This window comes from Streptomyces sp. NPDC051364, assembly GCF_040682115.1.
Lineage (GTDB): Bacteria > Actinomycetota > Actinomycetes > Streptomycetales > Streptomycetaceae > Streptomyces.
Window position 1 is genome coordinate 528,414 of record NZ_JBFBAH010000003.1, and the last position, 18,596, is coordinate 547,009.

The 18,596-nt window shown below is 71.9% G+C and carries 17 protein-coding genes; 7 read left to right on the top strand and 10 right to left on the bottom strand.

Annotated features, from left to right (window positions below; translation table 11 throughout):
• Positions 1-110 precede the first annotated feature (110 nt).
• Positions 111-2,522: an immune inhibitor A domain-containing protein gene (locus AB0M76_RS09540; protein WP_365952326.1), complete on the bottom strand. Its 2,412-nt coding sequence runs from the start codon at positions 2,520-2,522 to the stop codon at positions 111-113.
• 384 nt (positions 2,523-2,906) lie between these two features.
• On the opposite strand from AB0M76_RS09540, the gene AB0M76_RS09545 reads away from it, so the two are divergent.
• Positions 2,907-3,254, top strand: a complete 348-nt coding sequence (locus tag AB0M76_RS09545; protein ID WP_365952327.1) for a hypothetical protein — start codon at positions 2,907-2,909, stop codon at positions 3,252-3,254.
• A gap of 33 nt (positions 3,255-3,287) precedes the next feature.
• Here AB0M76_RS09545 and AB0M76_RS09550 read toward each other — a convergent pair whose 3' ends face one another.
• Positions 3,288-4,073 (bottom strand): RDD family protein, encoded by a 786-nt coding sequence (locus AB0M76_RS09550; RefSeq protein ID WP_365952328.1) that lies wholly within the window; start codon positions 4,071-4,073, stop codon positions 3,288-3,290.
• Between the two features lie 112 nt (positions 4,074-4,185).
• Positions 4,186-5,808 (bottom strand): RDD family protein, encoded by a 1,623-nt coding sequence (locus AB0M76_RS09555; RefSeq protein WP_365952329.1) that lies wholly within the window; start codon positions 5,806-5,808, stop codon positions 4,186-4,188.
• A 269-nt stretch (positions 5,809-6,077) separates the two neighbouring features.
• Between AB0M76_RS09555 and AB0M76_RS09560 the strand changes: the two genes are divergently transcribed.
• Positions 6,078-6,557, top strand: a complete 480-nt coding sequence (locus AB0M76_RS09560) for an SsgA family sporulation/cell division regulator (RefSeq protein ID WP_365952330.1) — start codon at positions 6,078-6,080, stop codon at positions 6,555-6,557.
• A gap of 53 nt (positions 6,558-6,610) precedes the next feature.
• Here AB0M76_RS09560 and AB0M76_RS09565 read toward each other — a convergent pair whose 3' ends face one another.
• Entirely contained in the window at positions 6,611-7,993 is a 1,383-nt protein-coding gene (locus AB0M76_RS09565; protein ID WP_365952362.1) for an FAD-linked oxidase C-terminal domain-containing protein, read from the bottom strand.
• Positions 7,994-8,098: 105 nt separating this feature from the next.
• On the opposite strand from AB0M76_RS09565, the gene AB0M76_RS09570 reads away from it, so the two are divergent.
• A complete protein-coding gene (locus AB0M76_RS09570; protein ID WP_365952331.1) occupies positions 8,099-9,652 on the top strand; it encodes a tetratricopeptide repeat protein in 1,554 nt (517 codons plus the stop codon).
• Between the two features lie 228 nt (positions 9,653-9,880).
• On the opposite strand, the gene hppD is transcribed toward AB0M76_RS09570, so the two are convergent.
• The gene (gene hppD, locus AB0M76_RS09575; RefSeq protein WP_365952332.1) at positions 9,881-11,026 is read right to left on the bottom strand and encodes a 4-hydroxyphenylpyruvate dioxygenase; all 1,146 of its coding nucleotides are present in this window, start codon (positions 11,024-11,026) and stop codon (positions 9,881-9,883) included.
• 132 nt (positions 11,027-11,158) lie between these two features.
• Between hppD and AB0M76_RS09580 the strand changes: the two genes are divergently transcribed.
• From AB0M76_RS09580 to AB0M76_RS09595, 4 genes are all read left to right on the top strand, one after another.
• Complete coding sequence (locus AB0M76_RS09580) at positions 11,159-11,629, top strand: Lrp/AsnC family transcriptional regulator (RefSeq protein ID WP_030299924.1); 471 nt, start codon at positions 11,159-11,161, stop codon at positions 11,627-11,629.
• An 85-nt stretch (positions 11,630-11,714) separates the two neighbouring features.
• Complete coding sequence (locus AB0M76_RS09585) at positions 11,715-12,299, top strand: metalloregulator ArsR/SmtB family transcription factor (RefSeq protein ID WP_365952334.1); 585 nt, start codon at positions 11,715-11,717, stop codon at positions 12,297-12,299.
• 45 nt (positions 12,300-12,344) lie between these two features.
• Positions 12,345-12,557 (top strand): hypothetical protein, encoded by a 213-nt coding sequence (locus AB0M76_RS09590; protein WP_365952335.1) that lies wholly within the window; start codon positions 12,345-12,347, stop codon positions 12,555-12,557.
• Positions 12,554-13,882, top strand: coding sequence for an MFS transporter (locus tag AB0M76_RS09595; protein ID WP_365952336.1), 1,329 nt, complete (start codon positions 12,554-12,556; stop codon positions 13,880-13,882). The genes AB0M76_RS09590 and AB0M76_RS09595 overlap by 4 nt, the downstream gene beginning before the upstream one ends.
• On the opposite strand, the gene AB0M76_RS09600 is transcribed toward AB0M76_RS09595, so the two are convergent.
• From AB0M76_RS09600 to AB0M76_RS09620, 5 genes are all read right to left on the bottom strand, one after another.
• On the bottom strand, positions 13,812-14,609 hold the full coding sequence (locus tag AB0M76_RS09600) for a S16 family serine protease (RefSeq protein ID WP_365952337.1): 798 nt from the start codon (positions 14,607-14,609) through the stop codon (positions 13,812-13,814). The genes AB0M76_RS09595 and AB0M76_RS09600 overlap by 71 nt on opposite strands.
• Positions 14,610-14,690: 81 nt before the next feature.
• Positions 14,691-15,332 (bottom strand): helix-turn-helix domain-containing protein, encoded by a 642-nt coding sequence (locus AB0M76_RS09605; protein WP_053784856.1) that lies wholly within the window; start codon positions 15,330-15,332, stop codon positions 14,691-14,693.
• A gap of 479 nt (positions 15,333-15,811) precedes the next feature.
• A complete protein-coding gene (locus AB0M76_RS09610) occupies positions 15,812-17,596 on the bottom strand; it encodes a DEAD/DEAH box helicase (protein WP_266666635.1) in 1,785 nt (594 codons plus the stop codon).
• Positions 17,597-17,722: 126 nt separating this feature from the next.
• The gene (locus tag AB0M76_RS09615; protein ID WP_365952363.1) at positions 17,723-18,100 is read right to left on the bottom strand and encodes a type II toxin-antitoxin system death-on-curing family toxin; all 378 of its coding nucleotides are present in this window, start codon (positions 18,098-18,100) and stop codon (positions 17,723-17,725) included.
• Positions 18,101-18,153: 53 nt separating this feature from the next.
• Complete coding sequence (locus tag AB0M76_RS09620) at positions 18,154-18,354, bottom strand: hypothetical protein (protein WP_365952338.1); 201 nt, start codon at positions 18,352-18,354, stop codon at positions 18,154-18,156.
• Positions 18,355-18,596: the final 242 nt, after the last annotated feature.

An 18,596-nucleotide genomic window follows, 5' to 3' on the forward strand; every position in this document is an offset into this window, starting at 1 on the left:
CTTCAGCTCCCCCGTCAATAAGAAAAACTCGCACCCGCATCTAAACGCGATCGGCCGCCGCCCGCTAGAGGGCGACGGCCGATCATGCTTTGACCTGCGGGTTTGCCGTTTTACTTGGCGGCGGGCCCGACCTCGATCGTCATCTGGAGACCGTCGTACGTCTCCTTTGCGATCTTGATCTTGGTGTTGGTGTCAGTGACCTTCACCGAACCGGTCGGGTTCTCGTCGTAGTAGTACTTGCCCTTGTGGTCGTCGAAGACCATGTTCGCGGGCTTCGGCTTCAGGAACAGCGACTCACCGTTCTTGTGCAGGGTGAACGCGTCCGTCGAGTACGCGCTGAACGTCGCGTCGTACGGCTGGATCTTGTTCCGCAGCAGGGTGCCGTCCGCCCACTTCATCGGCTTGGCGTTGGCGTCGACCGGAAGGATCAGACCCTGGCCCGCGTGCTGGCTGGTGTTGTTGTCCTTCTGGGACTTGTCCCACAGCCAGATCAGCAGGCCGTCCTGGTACGGGTAGTGCTCGACCCAGCCCGGCTTGGTGTTGGCGAAGCCGAAGTTGTACGGGCCCACCTTGAGGGTGGAGTCGTACGAGACGTAGCGACGGTTCTCCGCCAGGTAGTACTGCGCGTACTCCTTGGTGAAGCCGCCGCCGATGCGGGAGAAGCCCTTGCCGGTCCAGCCGTTGTCGCCGTTCTCGGCGCCGTCGGTGAACAGGGTCTGGCCGTCCGCGGTGATCGCGAGGGCGTCACCGGTGAAGCCCTTGCCGCCCGCGCCGCCGTCCGTGGCGTAGCGGAAGCGGAGGTCGATCTTCTTGCCGGCGTAGGCGTCCAGCGGGAACTTCAGGTCCTGCCAGGCACCGGAGGCGTCGGTCAGACCGGCGTTGCCCGCGGCGTCGGGCGCGATGGCCTTGCCGTTGGCGGTGCCGTTCAGGACGGTCCAGGTGGCGCCGCCGTCGGTGGACACCTCGGTGTAGAGGTAGTCGTAGTCCTTCTCGATGTCCCACCAGCCCTTGAGGGACAGTGCGGCGGAGGACTTGCCGGTCAGGTCGACCGAGCGCGACAGGGTGTTCTTGAGGTCGTCACCCATGTTGCTCCACCACTGCGAGGAGCCCTCGGCGGGAGCGACGATGTCGGTCTTGACCTGCTTCTTCGGCAGCTCGACGACCAGCGCCTGCTTGTCCTTGGTGTTGTACTCCGAGACGCCCAGCTTGTGGGTGGACTTCGTCGCGGCCTTGGCCGTGTCGTAGTTCAGCCAGCCCAGCTGGAGCTTGTCCCAGGCGGTCATGTCGCCCGGGAGGTCGCCTATGGAGTCCTTGCCGTTGCCGAGCCAGGAGCCGGCGGACATCAGGGACCAGAAGCCGACCGAGTTCTCGCCGCCACCGGAGGTGTCGTAGAGGTCCGGCAGGCCGAGGTCGTGGCCGTACTCGTGCGCGAAGACGCCGAGGCCGCCGTTCTCCGGCTGCATCGTGTAGTCGCCGACCCAGATGCCGGTGTTGCCGATCTGGGTGCCGCCGGCCTTGTTGTCGGCCGGGCCGGTCTTGCCCGCATCGGTGCCGTAGGCGTACCAGCGGTGCGCCCACAGCGCGTTGGTGCCCTGGACACCGCCGCCGGCCGACTCGTCCTCGCCCGCGTGGACGATCTGGAAGTGGTCGATGTAGCCGTCGGGCTCGTTGAAGTTGCCGTCGCCGTCGAAGTCGTTGCGGTCCCACTGGTCGTACTGGGCCAGCGTGGCCTTGATCTCTGCGTCGGTCTTGCCGGCCTTCTTCTGGGCGTCGACCCACGCGTTGACACCGTCGCGGACGGTGTCCCACACGTTGGCGCAGTTGGTCTGACCGCAGTAGTTCGAGCCGTAACGGGCCTCGTTGTACGGGATCTTGACCCAGTCGGCGACCTCGCCCTCGACCGAGTAGCGGCCCGAGGAGGTCTTCTCGTAGTAGGTCTTCAGCGAGTTCTTGCCCTGGCCGGTACCGAAGTACAGGTCCTGGAAGTAGTCGCGGCTGAAGTCCTTGCGCCAGGCGGTGCTGTTGTTCGTGGCGCGGTCCGGCTGGGCGATCTGGTTGCGCGCCGGACCGGGGTTGCCCCCGTACTTCGGGGCGGCCGGCTTCGGGCCGTCCGGACCGTCCGGGTCGAACATGGTCGTGCTGTCGACCTGGTCCCCGAACTCGACGAGGATCGTGAAGATCTTGTCGGTCTTCTCGCGGCCGAGCTCGACGTACTTCTTGTCGTCGAGCTTGACGACCTTGGAGGCGCCCCGCTGTTCGACGGTCTTCTTGCCCGACAGCACCTGGTCGAGCGCGGCTTCCCGCGCCTGGGCCTGCTGGTCGCTGAACGGGCCCTTCAGGTTGTGCTGGACCTGCTCCTTCGCGGGAGCGGTCGGGTCCTGGCGGTCCGCGGCGGGCGCGGTCGACGGCGCCTCGGAAGCCTGGGCAGTGACGAGGAAGGCGCCGGAAGCCGCAGTCGCGGCCAGGGTCACACCGATGGCTGCGGTACGCAGTGCTCGTCGACGGCTGGAATTGCTGGTCACTTGATGTCGTTCCCCTCCCGCGGCCGCGACACAGGTCGGAACGTCTCCATAGGAGCGGGGGGTTCCGCGCGGCGCGCGTCTCAAGTGACGACATTTGACCGGAGAGTCGAAAGAAAAGACAGACCTTGACTTGTTCCTTACAACTGCACTATGCGGTCAGGGAGTTCCGGTATGCGGACGTTCCTCTGCCATATAGGACGAAGGGCGCGTCTTGACCACACTGTGGGACGGGCGGGTGAACCCGTGCGCCCCCCGTGCTCCGGGCACCGTGGGTTAGGTCACGCTTACTGGCGGTTCCGCTCGGGAATCCCCCGACGTAGAGTCGCTTGACGCGCGACCTTGTTGAGCAGACTCCCCCTCCCCGCCTTGAGGACGGATATCACCATGCCGCGTCCGACTGCCGCCCAGCTGTTCTACGGGTCCGCCACCGTCGTCGTGTCGACGATCGCCATGCTGCTGCTCTCGCAGACGGGCACGGGGCGCGGGATCGCCGTCATCGCCACCGCCGCACTGGCCCTCGGACTGCTCGTCGCGCTCACCGCCGCGAGCCCCCGTCGCCGCGGCCGGCACGCCGCCCCCGCCGGAGCCCCCGCCCGTACCCCTGCCGTTCCCCCCGGTGTTGCCGAAATCACGCCCGAACCGGTCCCCGTGGACTCCGTCCCCGCAGACGCGGCGGCCGCCCGGGTGCCTGAACCCCGGGCGGCCGCCGTCGAACAGCCGGTGCACCACTGAGCCGTAGGCCTTCACGGCCCGGCGCAACGTGAGCTACGTCGTTCTGACCACCACGGTCTTGCCGGCCTTGTCGTGCAGGCCCTGCTGGTACGGCTTGTCGACCAGCACCGAGATGAACAGCACGATCGGCCAGAGGCAACCACAAAGGCAGCAGACCAGCCACGGCAGCCAGAGAGCGGCGGCGCGCGTCAGAGAGGCGTTGGACGTCGGGACGCTGCCGTCGTTGAGCATCGCGACGCGCATGCGCATCCACTTCTTGCCGGGAGTCTGCCCGTTGCTCTTGGTGAACCACCAGTCGTAGCCGACGTACGCGACGATCGAGATCAGCAGGAGGACGAGGCCGCTGCCGGCGTACCACCCGTTCACGACATCGCTGACGTCCTCACCCTTGCCCGTGTTCACCTGGTAGAAATTCGAGTCGAGCGCCCACCGGATGAGGGCGAGGGGCACGGACACGATGATCAAGTCGATGAGGCGTGCGACAAGCCGCCTGCCCGTGTCGGCGAGTGGGGGCATCCCGGCCAGCGGATCCGGCATGCCGCCACCACCGTACGCGTCACCGCCTCCGCCGTAAGGGGGCTGGGGTGGCGGGTACCCACCACCGCCGCCCGCACCACCACCGCCCGCACCGCCCGCACCGCCTGCACCGCCGCCGTACGGGCCTCCCGGCGGCGGAGGGGTGCCGCCCGGGGGCGGGGTCGGGCCTCCCGGCGGCGGGCCGTACGGCGAGCCGCCCGACGGAGGCGTCGGTTCCTGGGGCTTCTTGAGGAACGGGTCGTCCTCGGGCGGCTGGCCCGGCGGCGGCTGATCGGTACTCATGGCCCGAGTCGAACCCGGCTCCGCGAACCCCGCAACGGGACGGCGTCCGTTCGGGGGAAGGCGCCCCCGGCGGCCCCTGGCCGGGCCTGGGCCGTCTCTGGAGACGGCCCACCTAGCGGGCCACGTACGTCCTGGCCGCCCGGTCGTGCCAGCCCCGGCGGCGGGGCCGGTCCACCAGGCACCAGAGGCTGCCGGGGAGCCCGAGGAACGCGTACACCAGCCAGCGGCGCAGGGCCGCGCCGAACGTGGGCGGGCGGAGCGTGGCGGCGGACAGCACCCGGACCCCGAGGAGCTTCTTGCCCGGGGTGCGGCCCCAGCGGGCGGTGGGCAGCGCCTCGTAGAACACCCCGAAGAGCAGTACGGCGCCCAGGACGAGGCCCAGGTATCCGGCCATGGTGGTGTCGAACAGCCACACGGTGGTGGTCCGGCCGCTGCCCTTCGCGGCGTCGACCTTGGCCTCGAGGTGGGCGGTGGCCGCGGGTACGAGGTGCCAGGCGGTGCCCGCCGCGACCGCGCCGAGTACGAGGGTGTCCAGCACGCGGGCCAGAGCCCGGCGGACGAGCCCGGCGGGGCGGGCGGCCCGCTCCGCCATCCGCTCGAAGACGGCCCGCTCGGTGGGCCGGGGAGCCGTACGGCCGGCCGCCGGTGCCGGTGCCGGTGCCGCCGACGCCTCGAGGCCGTGGTCCGCCTCGGCGGGGGTGGCCGCCCGGCGGGGGGCAGGGGCAGCAGCCGGGGCGGACCCTTCGGCGGGCCGGGACCCGGACGCGGGCCGGCGGGCCGCCGGGGGCTGCGCAGCCGGCGACGACGGCGCATGTACGGACCGGGCTGCCGAAGCGGCGGCAGCCGGGTCGCGCCACACCGGCGTCTCGGGCTCGGGGCCCGCCACCGGTTCGCGACGGATCGGGGCCTCCGGTTCGGGCCGGGCAGCCGGGTCCCAGGCCACCGGGGCCTCGGGCTCGGGCCGGGCCGCCACCGGGGCGCGCCGCGGTGCCGGGTCGCGCCGTAGCGGGGTCTGCGGCCATGAGGAGGTGAGCCCGGACGACCCGGCACTGCCCCCGGGGGCGGCGGGCCACTCGGGCTCGACGGGAGCCGGAGCGGGCGCGGGCGCGAGAGCCGGAGCGGGCGCCGGCGCCGGGGCCTGGGCCTGGGCGGCCGGGGAGCGCGCGGACAGGATCCCCACGCCCTCGGCGGAGCCCCGCGCCGCGGCCTGCGCCGGGAACCGCTCCGCGGTCGCCGCCGCGGCGGCGGACGGCGTACGGGCGAAGGACACCCCCGGCCCACGCTCCGGCCGCTCGGCCGCGTCGAGCGGCTCCGGGCGCGGCCCGCGCCCCAGCGAGACCCCCGCCGAACGGGCGGGCGCGTGCCCCGGATCGGGCTCCGGCGGCGGGCTGCCCCAGGACACCCGGTGGTCGCGGGGCCCGCCGAAGCCGGACTGGTGCAGCGGGTCGGCCTGCCAGGCGGGCGCCGCCGCGGACGCCGGTACGGTCGGCCCGGCGACGGGTTCGGGCTCGGGTTCGGGCTCGGGTTCGGGTTCGGGTTCGGGTTCGGGCAGTGCCTCGGTCACGCCGGTCTCGTCCAGGAACACCGGGCCCGTCTCGTCGGACCGGGCGGCAGGGCGGCTCGTACCCGGGACCCAGTTGAGGCCGTTCCAGTACCGGATGAACCCGGGGATGGACGGATCGGGGTAGTAGCCCTCGCGGGCCGCGTGTTCGCCGTCACCAGGGGAGGCCGTCAATGTCCCCAACTCCGATCGTGGCTTGAGGCTTGTGCAAGGGGAGGACCATAGCCAAGAACCGTGCCCCGGCAGGTCCGGTAACGGGAGAATCCAAGCCTTTGAGCGAACGCCGCGCCCTACGGCTGTTTTCGGTCACCCGACAGGATCGAGCCAATCCCCGATTCGGTGCGCGAAGTCGCGTCATACCCGGGCACATCGGCGCTCTCTCCGGGTGTGGGGCGCGAACCCGGCCCCGCATCACGATCCGGAGATCCCGAAGTGAGGCCGTCATGCACCACCCCGTCATCGAGCGCGAGCTGGAACTCAAGCTGGTCCTGTCCCCCGAGCGCAGCGTCGCCGTCCCCGCCCGGCTGGTCTACCTGACGGACGACCCGTACGCCGTGCACATCACCTTCCACACCGGCTCCAGCACCCCGGTCAACTGGACCTTCGCCCGTGAGCTGCTGGTCGAGGGGGTGTTCCGTCCGTGCGGCCACGGAGACGTCCGGATCTGGCCCACGAAGGTCGACAACAGGGCCGTCCTCTGCATGGTCCTGACCTCCCCCGACGGCGACGCGCTGCTGGAGGCCCCGGCCGGCTCGGTGTCGGCCTGGCTGGAGCGCACGCTGCGCGTGGTCCCGCCCGGCACCGAGGCCGAGCGGCTGGGCCTGGACGACGCGCTGGCGGAGCTGCTCACGCCGACCCCGGCCGACGACCTGTGGATGCGGGACCCGTGGCCGTCGGACGAGTCGGCGGACGGCGACCTGTGATGCGGATCCGCCATCTCAGCCTCGTACGTTCCATACCCGGACCCGGCGTACGGTCAGAAGAGCTTGCCGGGGTTGAGCAGGCCGAGTGGATCGAAGGCGTGCTTGACCGCGCGCTGCATCTCCAGCCCCACCGGCCCCAGTTCCCTCGCGAGCCACTCCTTCTTCAGGACCCCGACCCCGTGCTCGCCGGTGATGGTCCCGCCGAGGGCCAGTCCCAGCGCCATGATCTCGTCGAAGGACTCGCGGGCCCGGCGGGTCTCGTCCTCGTCGGCCGGGTCGAAGCAGACCACCGGGTGGGTGTTGCCGTCGCCGGCGTGCGCGCAGACCCCGATGAGCAGGTCGTACGTGCGGGCGATGGCGGCCGTGCCGTCGAGCATCTCGGCGAGCCGCGAGCGCGGTACGCAGACGTCGTCGATCATCGTCGCCGGGCGCAGGGTGTCCAGGGCGGTCAGCGACATCCGGCGGGCCTGGAGCAGCAGTTCGGACTCGGCCTCGTCCTCGGCGGGGACGACGGCGGTGGCTCCGGCGGCCGTGCACAGCTTGCCCACGGTCGCGAGGTCGTCGGGCGCGTGCGGGGTGTCGAAGGCTGCGAGGAGCAGGGCCTCGGTGGTGTCCGGCAGGCCCATGTTGCCGAGTGCGTTGACGGCGCGGACGGTCGTACGGTCCATCAGTTCCAGCAGCGAGGGCGTGAGTCCGGCCTCCATGACGGCGCAGACGGCCGCGCAGGCGGCCGCGGCCGAGGGGAACTCGGCGGCCAGCGCGAGCTGCCGGGGCGGCGCCGGGCGCAGGGCGAGGACGGCCTGGACGACGACGCCGAGGCTGCCCTCGGAGCCGACGAAGAGCCGGGTCAGGTCGTACCCGGCGACGCCCTTGGCGGTACGCCGGCCCGTACGCAGGAGCCGACCGTCGGCGAGGACCACGTCGAGGCCGAGCACGTACTCGGCGGTGACCCCGTACTTGACGCAGCACAGGCCGCCGGACGCGGTGCCGATGTTGCCGCCGATCGTGCACTGCTCCCAGCTGGAGGGGTCGGGAGGGTAGTACAGGCCCTGCGCGGCGACGGCCCGTGAGAGCACGGCGTTCACGACGCCGGGTTCGACGACGGCGATGCGGTCGACGGTGTTGATCTCGAGGATCCGGTCCATCTTGACGAGGGAGAGCAGGATGCAGCCGTCGGAGGCGTTGGCGGCGCCCGACAGACCCGTGCGGGCGCCCTGCGGGACGACGGGGACCCGTAGGGCGGTGGCGGTGCGCAGCACGTGCTGCACCTGTTCGACGGTGCGGGGCAGGACCACGGCCGCCGGGGTGCCGGCGGCGCAGAAGTTGGCCATGTCGGTGGCGTAGGAGGCGGTCACCTCGGGATCGGTGAGGAGGGCCTCGGCGGGGAGCCCCTCCAGGAGGCTCGCGCGCAGACGTACGGAGAGATCGTCGTCCATGACATCCATGAGCCCAGCGTGACACCGGGGGCCATCGGTGTGAACACGGCCGCGACGGGCTTCGGACACCTCGGCTAACTCATCATATTGACGCACAGTGACCCCATGGACCGTATCGACCGAATCGCCCGAATCGACGAGGAAGCGCAGCAGCCCGCGCCACCCGTGACCTTCACCGGCCGCAAGACGCTCGTGGCGGCCGCGGTCGCGGTGGTCCTGATCGCCGGGGCCCTGCTGATCCGGCCGGCCCGCCAGGGCGACGACGCGCGCCCGCCGGGGCCCACCGAGCGGGCCGCCTCGGCGGTCGGCATGGGTGCGCCGGCGGCGGCGGTGGACCTGACGGCGCTGGTCGCGGACCGGGAGAAGTGGGTCGCGGGGCACGAGAAGGACGACGCGTCCTGGGCGGTGCTCGGGGCGGCGTACCTGGAGCAGGCGCGCCGGACGGCGGAGCCCGGCTGGTATCCGAAGGCGGAGAGGGCGCTGAAGCGGTCGCTGGAGATCCGACCGGCCGAGAAGGGCAACTTCGACGCGATGACGGGCATGGGCACGCTGGCCAATGCCCGGGGCGACTTCGGGACCGGGAAGAAGTGGGGCGAGCTCGTACGGGCGCAGGCGCCGAAGCGGTGGACGGCGTACCCGGTGCTGGTGGACGCGTACACGGGCCTCGGCGACTACAAGGCCGCCGAGCGGTCGATGGAGCGGCTGGTCGACCTGCGGCCGGGGCTGGCGGCGTTCATCCGGGCCTCGCAGGTGTACCGGGACCGCGGCTGGCGCGAGGACGCGACGATGGCGATGGAGCACGCGGGGGGTGCGGCGAAGTCGCCGGCGGAGAAGGCGTACGTACTGTTCCGGCTCGGGGAGCTGGCCTGGGAGCGGGGGGACGCCAAGGAGGCGCTGCGCCAGTACGAGGGCGCGCTGCGGGCGGACCCGGCGCAGGCGGAGGCGCTGGGCGGCCGGGGCCGGGCACTGGCCGGGCTGGGCCGGGGCGGGGAGGCCGTCCGGGACTACCGGCTGGCGCTGGGCCGGGCGCAGGAGCCGCGGCTGGCGCTGGAGCTGGGCGAGCTGCTGGATGCGCTGGGGCGCGGCGACGAGGCGAAGGCGCCGTACGAGATGCTGCGCGCGGCGGCTGCGCGGGGCGCGGCGGAGGGGGTGAACGAGGCGGTGGTCCTCGGCCTGTTCGAGGCGGACCACGGGGATCCGGCGGTGGCCGTGCGGCGGCTGACGCAGGAGTGGGCGCGGCACAAGAACATGCAGGTGGCGGATGCACTGGGGTGGGCGCTGCACAAGACGGGCGACGACGCGGGGGCGCTGGAGTACGCGAAGAAGTCGACGGAGCGGGGGGCGCGGAGCGCGGACTTCGCGTACCACCGGGCGATGATCGAGCGGAGTCTGGGCGACGACGCGGGGGCCCGGCGGCACCTGCAGGAGGCGCTGCGGACGAACCCGCGGTTCTCCCCCGCCCGGGTCCCGCTGGCGAAGGAGGCCCTCGCCTCGATCGGCCAGCCGCCGTCGGGCGGCCCGGAGAACATGCAGCCGACCAAACCGTGGGTGGCCCCGGACCTCCCGAAGGCAGCCAAACCCAAGCCCCCGGCCCCGGCGGCAAAACCGAAGCCGAAGCCGAGCCCGTCGCCCGGCAAACCCAGCCCCGCCAAGGCCTGAGGCAACCCGGCCCCGCCGAAATCAGCAGCAGCCGGGCCGATCCGGCCCGGCCGGCGTTCGAGGCGCGGGGGCCCGGGGGCAGCCCGCCCGATCACCCCCCGGGCCCCCGCGGGCAGCGCCCCCGCAACGGCGCCGCACCGGAACCCGAAGCCGGCCCCCGGCACCGCCGGCGGCAACGGCAGAGCCCCCGGCGCCGACAGGCGACGCCAGGGGCCCGGAACCCGCAACCTACAGGTTGCCCCGCTTCTCCTGCTCCCGCTCGATCGCCTCGAACAGCGCCTTGAAGTTGCCCTTGCCGAAGCCCATCGAGCCGTGCCGCTCGATGATCTCGAAGAACACCGTCGGGCGGTCCTGCACCGGCTTGGTGAAGATCTGCAGCAGGTAGCCGTCCTCGTCCCGGTCGGCCAGGATCTTCAGCTCGCGCAGCTCGTCGATCGGCACCCGCGTGTCACCGACCCACTCGCCGAGCGTGTCGTAGTACGAGTCCGGGACCGAAAGGAACTGCACGCCCGCCGCGCGCATCGTGCGCACGGTGGCCACGATGTCGTTCGAGGCCAGCGCGATGTGCTGGACGCCGGGGCCGCCGTAGAACTCCAGGTACTCGTCGATCTGCGACTTCTTCTTCGCGATCGCCGGCTCGTTGATCGGGAACTTGACCTTCTTCGTCCCGTCCGCGACCACCTTCGACATCAGCGCCGAGTACTCGGTCGCGATGTCGTCGCCCACGAACTCCTTCATGTTCGTGAAGCCCATGACCTTGTTGTAGAACGCGACCCACTCGTTCATCCGGCCGAGCTCGACGTTGCCCACGCAGTGGTCGATCGCCTGGAAGGTCCGCTTGGCCGGCGCTGCCACCATCGGCTCGACGGCGACGTAACCCGGCAGGTACGGCCCGGTGTAGTCGACGCGCTCGACCAGCGTGTGGCGGGTCTGCCCGTACGTCGCGATGGCGGCCAGCACGACCGTGCCGTGCTCGTCCTTCGTCTCGTACGGCTCGTCGAGCCCGCGCGCGCCCTGCTCGACGGCGTACGCGTACGCCGCCCGTGCGTCCGGGACCTCGATCGCGAGGTCGATGACACCGTCGCCGTGCTCGGTGACGTGCTCGGCGAGGAAACGGCCGTGGTCCGTCGTCGGCTTGATCACCGAGGTCAGGACGAAGCGCGCGGAGCCGTTGGTCAGGACGTAGCTGGCCGTCTCGCGGACGCCGTTCTCCGGTCCGGAGTAGGCGACGAGCTTCATGCCGAAGGCGGTGGAGTAGAAGTGCGCGGCCTGCTTGGCGTTGCCTACGGCGAAGACGACCGCGTCCATGCCCTTCACCGGGAAGGGGTCTGCCTCACGCGCGGTGTGCGGGGTGGTTTCGAGGGTCTCAGTCATGAGCGCAGAGTCCCGCCGATCCACAAGCTGCGCAATAGTTCTCTGTTTGGCTGTACAGACTGACCAGCCGGGGCGGAGTATGGCTGAGAGATCTGTGCAGTATGACCACCCGCGGAGCGGTCGGAGGCAGCCATGGGAATCGACGAACTCGACGGCCGGCTCATCGTCCTGCTGGCCCGCGAGCCCCGGATCGGGGTCCTGGAGGCCTCGCGCCGGCTCGGTGTGGCCCGCGGCACCGTGCAGGCCCGGCTCGACCGGCTCCAGTCGAACGGGGTCATCCGCGGCTTCGGGCCGCAGGTGGATCCGGCGGCCCTCGGGTACCCGGTGACCGCGTTCGCGACGCTGGAGATCAAGCAGGGCCAAGGGGCCGACGTACGGGCGCACCTGAACGGCGTGCCGGAGGTGCTGGAGCTGCACACCACGACCGGGCACGGGGACATGCTGTGCCGGCTCGTGGCCCGGTCCAACGCCGATCTGCAGCGGGTGATCGACCGGGTCGTCGGGTTCGAGGGGATCGTGCGGGCCTCGACGGCGATCGTCATGGAGAACCCGGTACCACTGCGGGTCATCCCGCTGGTGGAGCAGGCGGCACACGAGGGCTGAGCCGTCCGGGTGGTCCCGGGGGTTCCAAAGAAGACGTTGCAAAGAAACCCTTGCATAGGAGTCTTTGTAACTCTACGGTTGAGCCATGCCCGAAGAACCGAACGCCGAAGAACCCAAGGTCCGTACGCTCGACGCCCGCTCCCTGCGCGGCCTCGCCCACCCGCTGCGCATCCGCATGCTGGCCACGCTGCGCCACGAAGGCCCGGCCACGGCCTCGCAACTGGCGGAGCGGCTCGGGGAGTCCAGCGGCGCCACCAGCTACCACCTGCGCCAGCTCGCCGCGCACGGGTTCGTCGAGGACGCGCCGGAGCACGGCAAGGGCCGCGAACGCTGGTGGCGGGCCGTCCACGACGGCACCCAGTTCGACGAGAAGCTGCTGTACGCCGAGGACCCGGCCACGCGCGGTGCGGCGGACCTCTTCCTGCACGAGATCGCGACGATCCACACGCAGGAGATGAGCACCTGGCTCGGTACGGCCCACAGCTGGTCCCAGGACTGGCGGCGCGCCTCGGACATCAGCGACTTCACGCTGCACCTGACCGCCGAGCAGAGCCTCGAACTCATCCGCAAGATGCACGACTTGATCAACAGCTACCGCGACCTGCCGCCCGCGGAGGGCACGGAGACGGTCCGCTTCCACACGCACGCCTTCCCGCGCACCGGCGCATAGCCCCGCCCGCTCCCCCTCTCACCATCCCGCAGAAGGAGTCCTGCCGTGCACGCCTTCACGCCCGCCGAGATCCACACCGAGACGCACGCCGCCCGTACCGCCGAACTCGCCTCCGAGGCCGCCGCCTGGCACCTCGCCCGCGAAGCCGCCCCGGCCGCCCCCGCCCTGCGCAACCTGCTCGGCCAGGCCCTGGTCAGCGCCGGGATCCGGCTGATGCAGCCTGCCCACATCCACGCCCGCATCCAGCGCGCCGCATGAGCGACCGACGCCCCTTCGCGGCCGTCCTGGCCGCCAACACCGTCTCCATAGCCGGGAGTTCACTCACCCTGATCGGCGTCCCGTGGTTCGTGCTCCAGACCACGGGCAGCGCCGGCCGGGCCGGGGTCGTCGCCTTCTGCGCCACCCTGCCCGTCGTCGTCGCCGCGCTCGTCGGCGGCCCCGTCATCGACCGGATCGGCCGCCGCCGGGTCTCGGCGGCCTCCGACCTCATCTGCGCCGTCTCGGTCGGCGCGATCCCGCTGCTGCACTACGCGGGCGCGCTGGAGTTCTGGATGCTGTGCGCGCTGATGGCCGTCGGGGGCCTCGTCCACACGCCCGGCCTGACCGCCCGCGGCGTCCTGCTGCCGGACCTCGCCGAGCACGCCGGCACCACCGTGACCCGGGCGGCGAGCCTGTACGACGCGGTCTCCCGCGGAGCCCGGATGATCGGGGCCGCGCTGGCCGGCGTACTGATCGCGGTGTTCGGGGCCGAGTCCGCCCTGCTGCTGGACTCGGCCACCTTCGCCGTGTCGGCGCTGCTGGTCACCACATTCCTGCGCGGGGTCCCGGCCGCCGAGCCGCAGCGGGCCGCCGGGAAGATCTCCTTCGCCGGCTACCGGGCCGAACTGGCCGAGGGCTGGACCTTCCTCACCCGCTCGCGGCTGCTGGCCGGCATCACCGTGATGGTGATGATGACCAACGGCCTGGACCAGGGCTGGTCCGCGGTCCTGCTTCCCGTGCACGGCCGCGAGGCTCTCGGCGGCGCCACCGCGGTCGGCCTGCTCGTCTCCCTCTTCGGCGGCTTCGCGCTGCTGGGCGCCCTGCTCTACGGGGCGTGGGGCGAGCGGTTCTCCCGCAGGACCGTGTACACGACGGCCTTCCTGCTGTGCGGTGCACCCCGGTACGCGGTGGCCGCCTTCACCGACACCCCGCTGCCGCTCGCGGTGACGATGGCGCTGTCCGGGCTGGGCGCGGGCATGCTGAACCCGATCCTGACCACCTTGATCTACGAGAGGGTCCCGGACGCGCTGCGCAGCCGCGTCTCGGGCGTGACCACCGCGGGCTGCGAGCTGACCATGCCGCTGGGCGGGCTCGCGGCGGGCCTGCTCGTCGACGGGTTCGGGGCGACCCCGGCACTGCTGCTGTTCGGCGGCGTGTACCTGCTGACCACGCTCGCGCCGCTGGTCTTCCCGGCCTGGCGCACAATGGAGCGCGCACCGGAGCCGGCCGGCTCCGCCGGCATCGCCGCCGAGGTCAGCAGGACGGAACCGGCTCTCCCCGGGTCAGCGCACGCAGAGCCTGCACCGCGTCCGTCAGCGAACTGACGGGGACCAGCCGGAGCCCCTCGGGGAGTTCGGACTGTGCGTCGGCGCACTCGGCCTCCGGTACGAGGAACACGCTCGCCCCGTCGCGCTGCGCGGCCTGGGTCTTCAGGGCCACGCCGCCGACCGCGCCGACCTTGCCGTCCGCGCTGATGGTGCCCGTACCGGCGATGGTGCGGCCGCCGGTGAGATCGCCGCCGCTGCCGTCGCCGTCGAGCTTGTCGACGATGCCGAGGGAGAAGAGCAGGCCGGCGCTCGGGCCGCCCACATCGGCGAGGTTGAGCTGGACCTTCACGTCCTTCGGGACCTTGTGGAGGTAGCCGAGGGCGGCCTGGGTGGCCGTCGACTGCGACGTGGCCATTTCCTCCAGGTTGTGCGCCTCGATCTCCTTGTCGCTTCCGCCCGAGGGGTAGACCGCCTCCTTGGGCAGGACCGCCCGGCTGCTGTCGAACCAGTCGTCGACGAGCTCGGGCAGGGTCACGGTGGTGGAGGGGCCGGTGGCCTGGATGGTCGTCATCCGGAGCTGGCCCGTGGTCTGCCGGGTCGGGGCGCCCGTCACGGTGATCACGGGCTTGCCGTCGCGGGCGCCGAGCACGTCGGCCGTGAGCCCCGGCTGGGCGATCACGAAGGGCAGCGGCGCGAAGGCCACGGCGGCGAACAGCCCGAGCACGGGCACGGCGCAGACGGCCAGGGCGGCGGGACGCGGCAGACGTGTGAGGCGAGAGAGCACCCGCCCAATCTATCGGGCGCCCCCGACGCCCCCACGCCCCGCCGTCCCGCCACCCTCGGCGCAGGGCGTCAGGGCCGGGCGTCAGCGCAGGGCGTCGGCGACCTCGCGGGCTGCGTCCACGACGCGCGGGCCGACCCGCTCGGGCACGGCGTCGGACAGCATCACGACGCCCACGCTGCCCTCCAGTCCCGTGATGCCCACAAGGGGCGCTGCCGCGCCGCTGGCGCCCGCTTCGAGCTCCCCGTGGGTCAGCGTGTAGCCGGGCTCGGTGAGCGTGCCCTGACGGGCCGCCAGAATGGCCCGCCCGGCTGCCCCGCGGTCCAGCGGGTGGCGGAAGCCGGGCCGGTAGGCCACGTGGTAGTCGGTCCAGGTCGGCTCGACGACGGCCACGGCGAGCGCCTCGGTGCCGTCCACGAGGGTCAGGTGCGCCGTGGCGCCTATGTCCTCGGCGAGGGACCGCAGCGCCGGCAGGGCCGCCTCGCGCACGAGCGGATGCACCTGCCGCCCGAGCCGCAGCACCCCGAGCCCGACGCGGGCCCGGCCGCCGAGGTCGCGGCGGACCAGGGCGTGCTGCTCGAGGGTGGCCAGCAGGCGGTAGACCACGGTGCGGTTCACACCGAGGCGGTTGGAGAGCTCGGTGACGGTCAGACCGTGGTCGGTGTCGGCGAGCAGTTTGAGGACTCTGAGCCCTCGGTCCAGAGTCTGGGAGGTTTCCGCGGTCACGACGCCTCTCCCTCTCTCGGTGAGCGGCGGTGACTCTCGGGATGGAACGACGCCGGTCCCACGGCGACGCACGGAGAGGCCGCCGGTAGCGGCCATGGCACCGGCTGCGCTCCCGCGGCGGCGCTGCCACGGGGCGTTCGATGCGGGGACAGTAGCGAGCGGGTCCGCTCAGCGGAAGGCCTCGTCCAGAATCCGGGCGCCAACTGCCCCTTTGTACCGGTTCAGGATCGCCCGCGGAGCCGATTCGCGACTTCGGCCCGCCGGCGGTGCCTGTGCGATCCCCCGACGCCGGTCCCGAGTCCGCGACCCCCGCAGCGTCGTACGCGGACCCGCCGACGGACACGGAACGTGACCGGGGCCCGTACGAATCTCCGCACGAACCCCGGGTCACAGTCCGTAGAAACGGAGGACGGAAGGACGGGACGACCGGAGGGCGGGAGGCTCCGCGGACGGGAGGACCGGGAGAAGGGACGACGGGCTCACCGCATCCGCGTGGCCCACTCCTGCACCTTCTTGATCCGCTCCCGCAGCTGCCCCGCCGTCGCCTCCGCGCTCGGCGGCCCGCCGCACACCCGCCGCAGCTCGGTGTGGATCACCCCGTGTGGCTTGCCGCTCTGGTGGACGTACGCCCCCACCATCGTGTTCAGCGACTTCCGCAGCTCCAGCAGCTCCTTGTGCGAGACCACCGGCCGCCGGTCCGCCGGCAGCTCCAGCAGGTCCGCCTCCGCGTCCGGCTTGCGCCGGCTGTGCGCGATCTGCCGCGACTGCCGCTTCTGCAGCAGCATCTGCACCTGGTCCGGCTCCAGCAGCCCCGGGATGCCGAGGTAGTCCTGCTCCTCCTCGCTGCCCGGGTGCGCCTGCATGCCGAACTCGGCGCCGTCGTACAGCACCCGGTCGAAGACGGCGTCGGACTCCAGCGCCTCGAAGGACATCTGCTCGTCCTCGCCGGTGTCCTCGTCCTCCTGCCGGTTCGCCTCGTCCATCTCCTTCTCGGACTCGGCGTACGGGTCGTCCTCGCCCTGCTTCTTCGGCTTGTCGAGGACGTGGTCGCGTTCGACCTCCATCTCGTTGGCGAAGCCCAGAAGATAAGGAATGGTCGGCAGGAACACGGAAGCCGTCTCGCCGCGCCGTCTCGAGCGCACGAAGCGCCCGACGGCCTGTGCGAAGAACAGCGGGGTCGAGATCGTCGTCGCGTACACGCCCACCGCGAGGCGCGGTACGTCGACGCCTTCGGACACCATCCGGACCGCGACCATCCAGCGGTCGTCGTTCCCGCTGAAGGTGTCGATGTTCTTCGAGGCGCCGGTGTCGTCGGAGAGCACCAGGGTGGCCTTCGTCCCGGTGATCTCGCGGATCAGCTTCGCGTACGCACGCGCCGAGTCCTGGTCGGAGGCGATGACGAGCCCGCCCGCGTCCGGGATGCCCTTGCGGACCTCGGTCAGCCGCTGGTCGGCGGCGCGCAGCACGTTCGGCATCCAGTCGCCGCGCGCGTCCAGCGCGGTGCGCCAGGCCTGCGAGATGGCGTCCTTGGTCATCGGCTCGCCGAGGCGGGCGGCGATCTCGTCGCCGGCCTTGGTGCGCCAGCGCATGTTGCCGCTGTAGGAAAGGAAGATCACGGGCCGCACGACACCATCACCCAGGGCATTCCCGTACCCGTAGGTGTAGTCGGCGGAAGACCGCCGAATCCCGTCGTTCCCTTCCTCATATGTAACGAAGGGAATGGGGTTGGTGTCGGACCGGAAGGGCGTACCGGTCAGCGCGAGGCGCCGGGTCGCCGGGTCGAAGGCCTCGAGGCAGGCCTCGCCCCAGGACTTCGAGTCACCGGCGTGGTGGATCTCGTCGAGGATGACGAGGGTCTTGCGCTGCTCGCAGCGGTTGCGGTGCAGCATCGGCCGCACGCCCACACCCGCGTACGTGACGGCGACCCCGTGGTAGTCCTTGCTCAGCGGCCCGGCGGAGTACTCCGGGTCCAGCCGGATGCCTATCCGGGCGGCGGCCTCGGCCCACTGCTTCTTCAGGTGCTCGGTCGGCGCGACGACGGTCACCTGCTGCACGACATGGTGGTGCAGCAGCCAGGACGCGAGCGTCAGCGCGAAGGTCGTCTTGCCTGCGCCGGGCGTCGCGACCGCGAGGAAGTCGCGGGGCTGGGTCTGGACGTACCGGTCCAGCGCACCCTGCTGCCAGGCGCGCAGCTTGCTGGCGGTACCCCAGGGGGCACGGCCGGGGAAGGCGGGTGAGAGGTGGTGGGAGGCGGTAGTAGTCACGGTCTCCGGTTCGGGCTCTCGGTGGCGGTGGCGGCGGTCGTACGTAGGACAACCGGGCCACCTTACCGGGGCCGGACGGCCCCTCGCGGAGGGACAGGCCCGTGACCTCGGCGGGTGCGGTGAGCGTCACATCCGGCGCAACCGCTCGGCGATACGGGCCACATCGGGCTCGTCACCGGCCGCGACATCGATGACCAGTGCGTACGCGGCGTCCTGGTCGACGTCGGCGAGGTTGATGCCGTTCACGGCCAGGAAGGTCGCGGCGGCGAGCCAGGCCGTCCGCTTGTTCCCGTCGACGAGGGGGTGGTTGATCGCGATCCCGTGCAGCAGCGCGGCGGCCTGCTCGTACGGGTCCTCGTACGCCGGCGTCCCGAACATCCGGGCCCGCGGCCGATGCACGGCGGACTCCAGCAGCCCGGGCGCGCGCAGCTCGACGCTCTGCTCGTTGGCGAGGCAGGCGACCCGGGCCACGTCCAGCACCTCGGCGAGGGTCAGATGCCGCACGCCGATCCCGGACCCGGTCCCGATCCCGGACCCGATCCCGGACCCGGACCCGGTCACTGGCTGAGCCTCTTCAGCAGCACTTGATGCCGCTGCGCCAACCGCGCAGCCTCGCTCCCGACCCGCGCCCGCTCCTGCTGCAGGTACTGGCGCACGGCCTCCTGCGCCACTTCCTCGGGGGTCCGCCCACTCGCATCGGCGAGATCGGCAAGCCGGGCCCCATCGGCACCCTCAAGCCGAATGATCAAGTTCTCCATCCCCGCAGGCTACGCACAGACCCCCCAAGCCTCACCCGCTTTTCGGGAGCGCCGGCCGCGCCGATACCCAGCCCCGCGAACCCATCCGGCCGCCGGGCCGAATCCAGCCCCGCGGCCTGAGCGGTCTCGGGGAAGTGGGGTGCGTTCCCGCGTCGTGCGGTGCGGTGGATCGCACGGCGGAGCGGCGCCCCCGTACCGGGCGTACTCGGGTGCCGCGACAACGCGGCGAGGTGCCGTGCCGG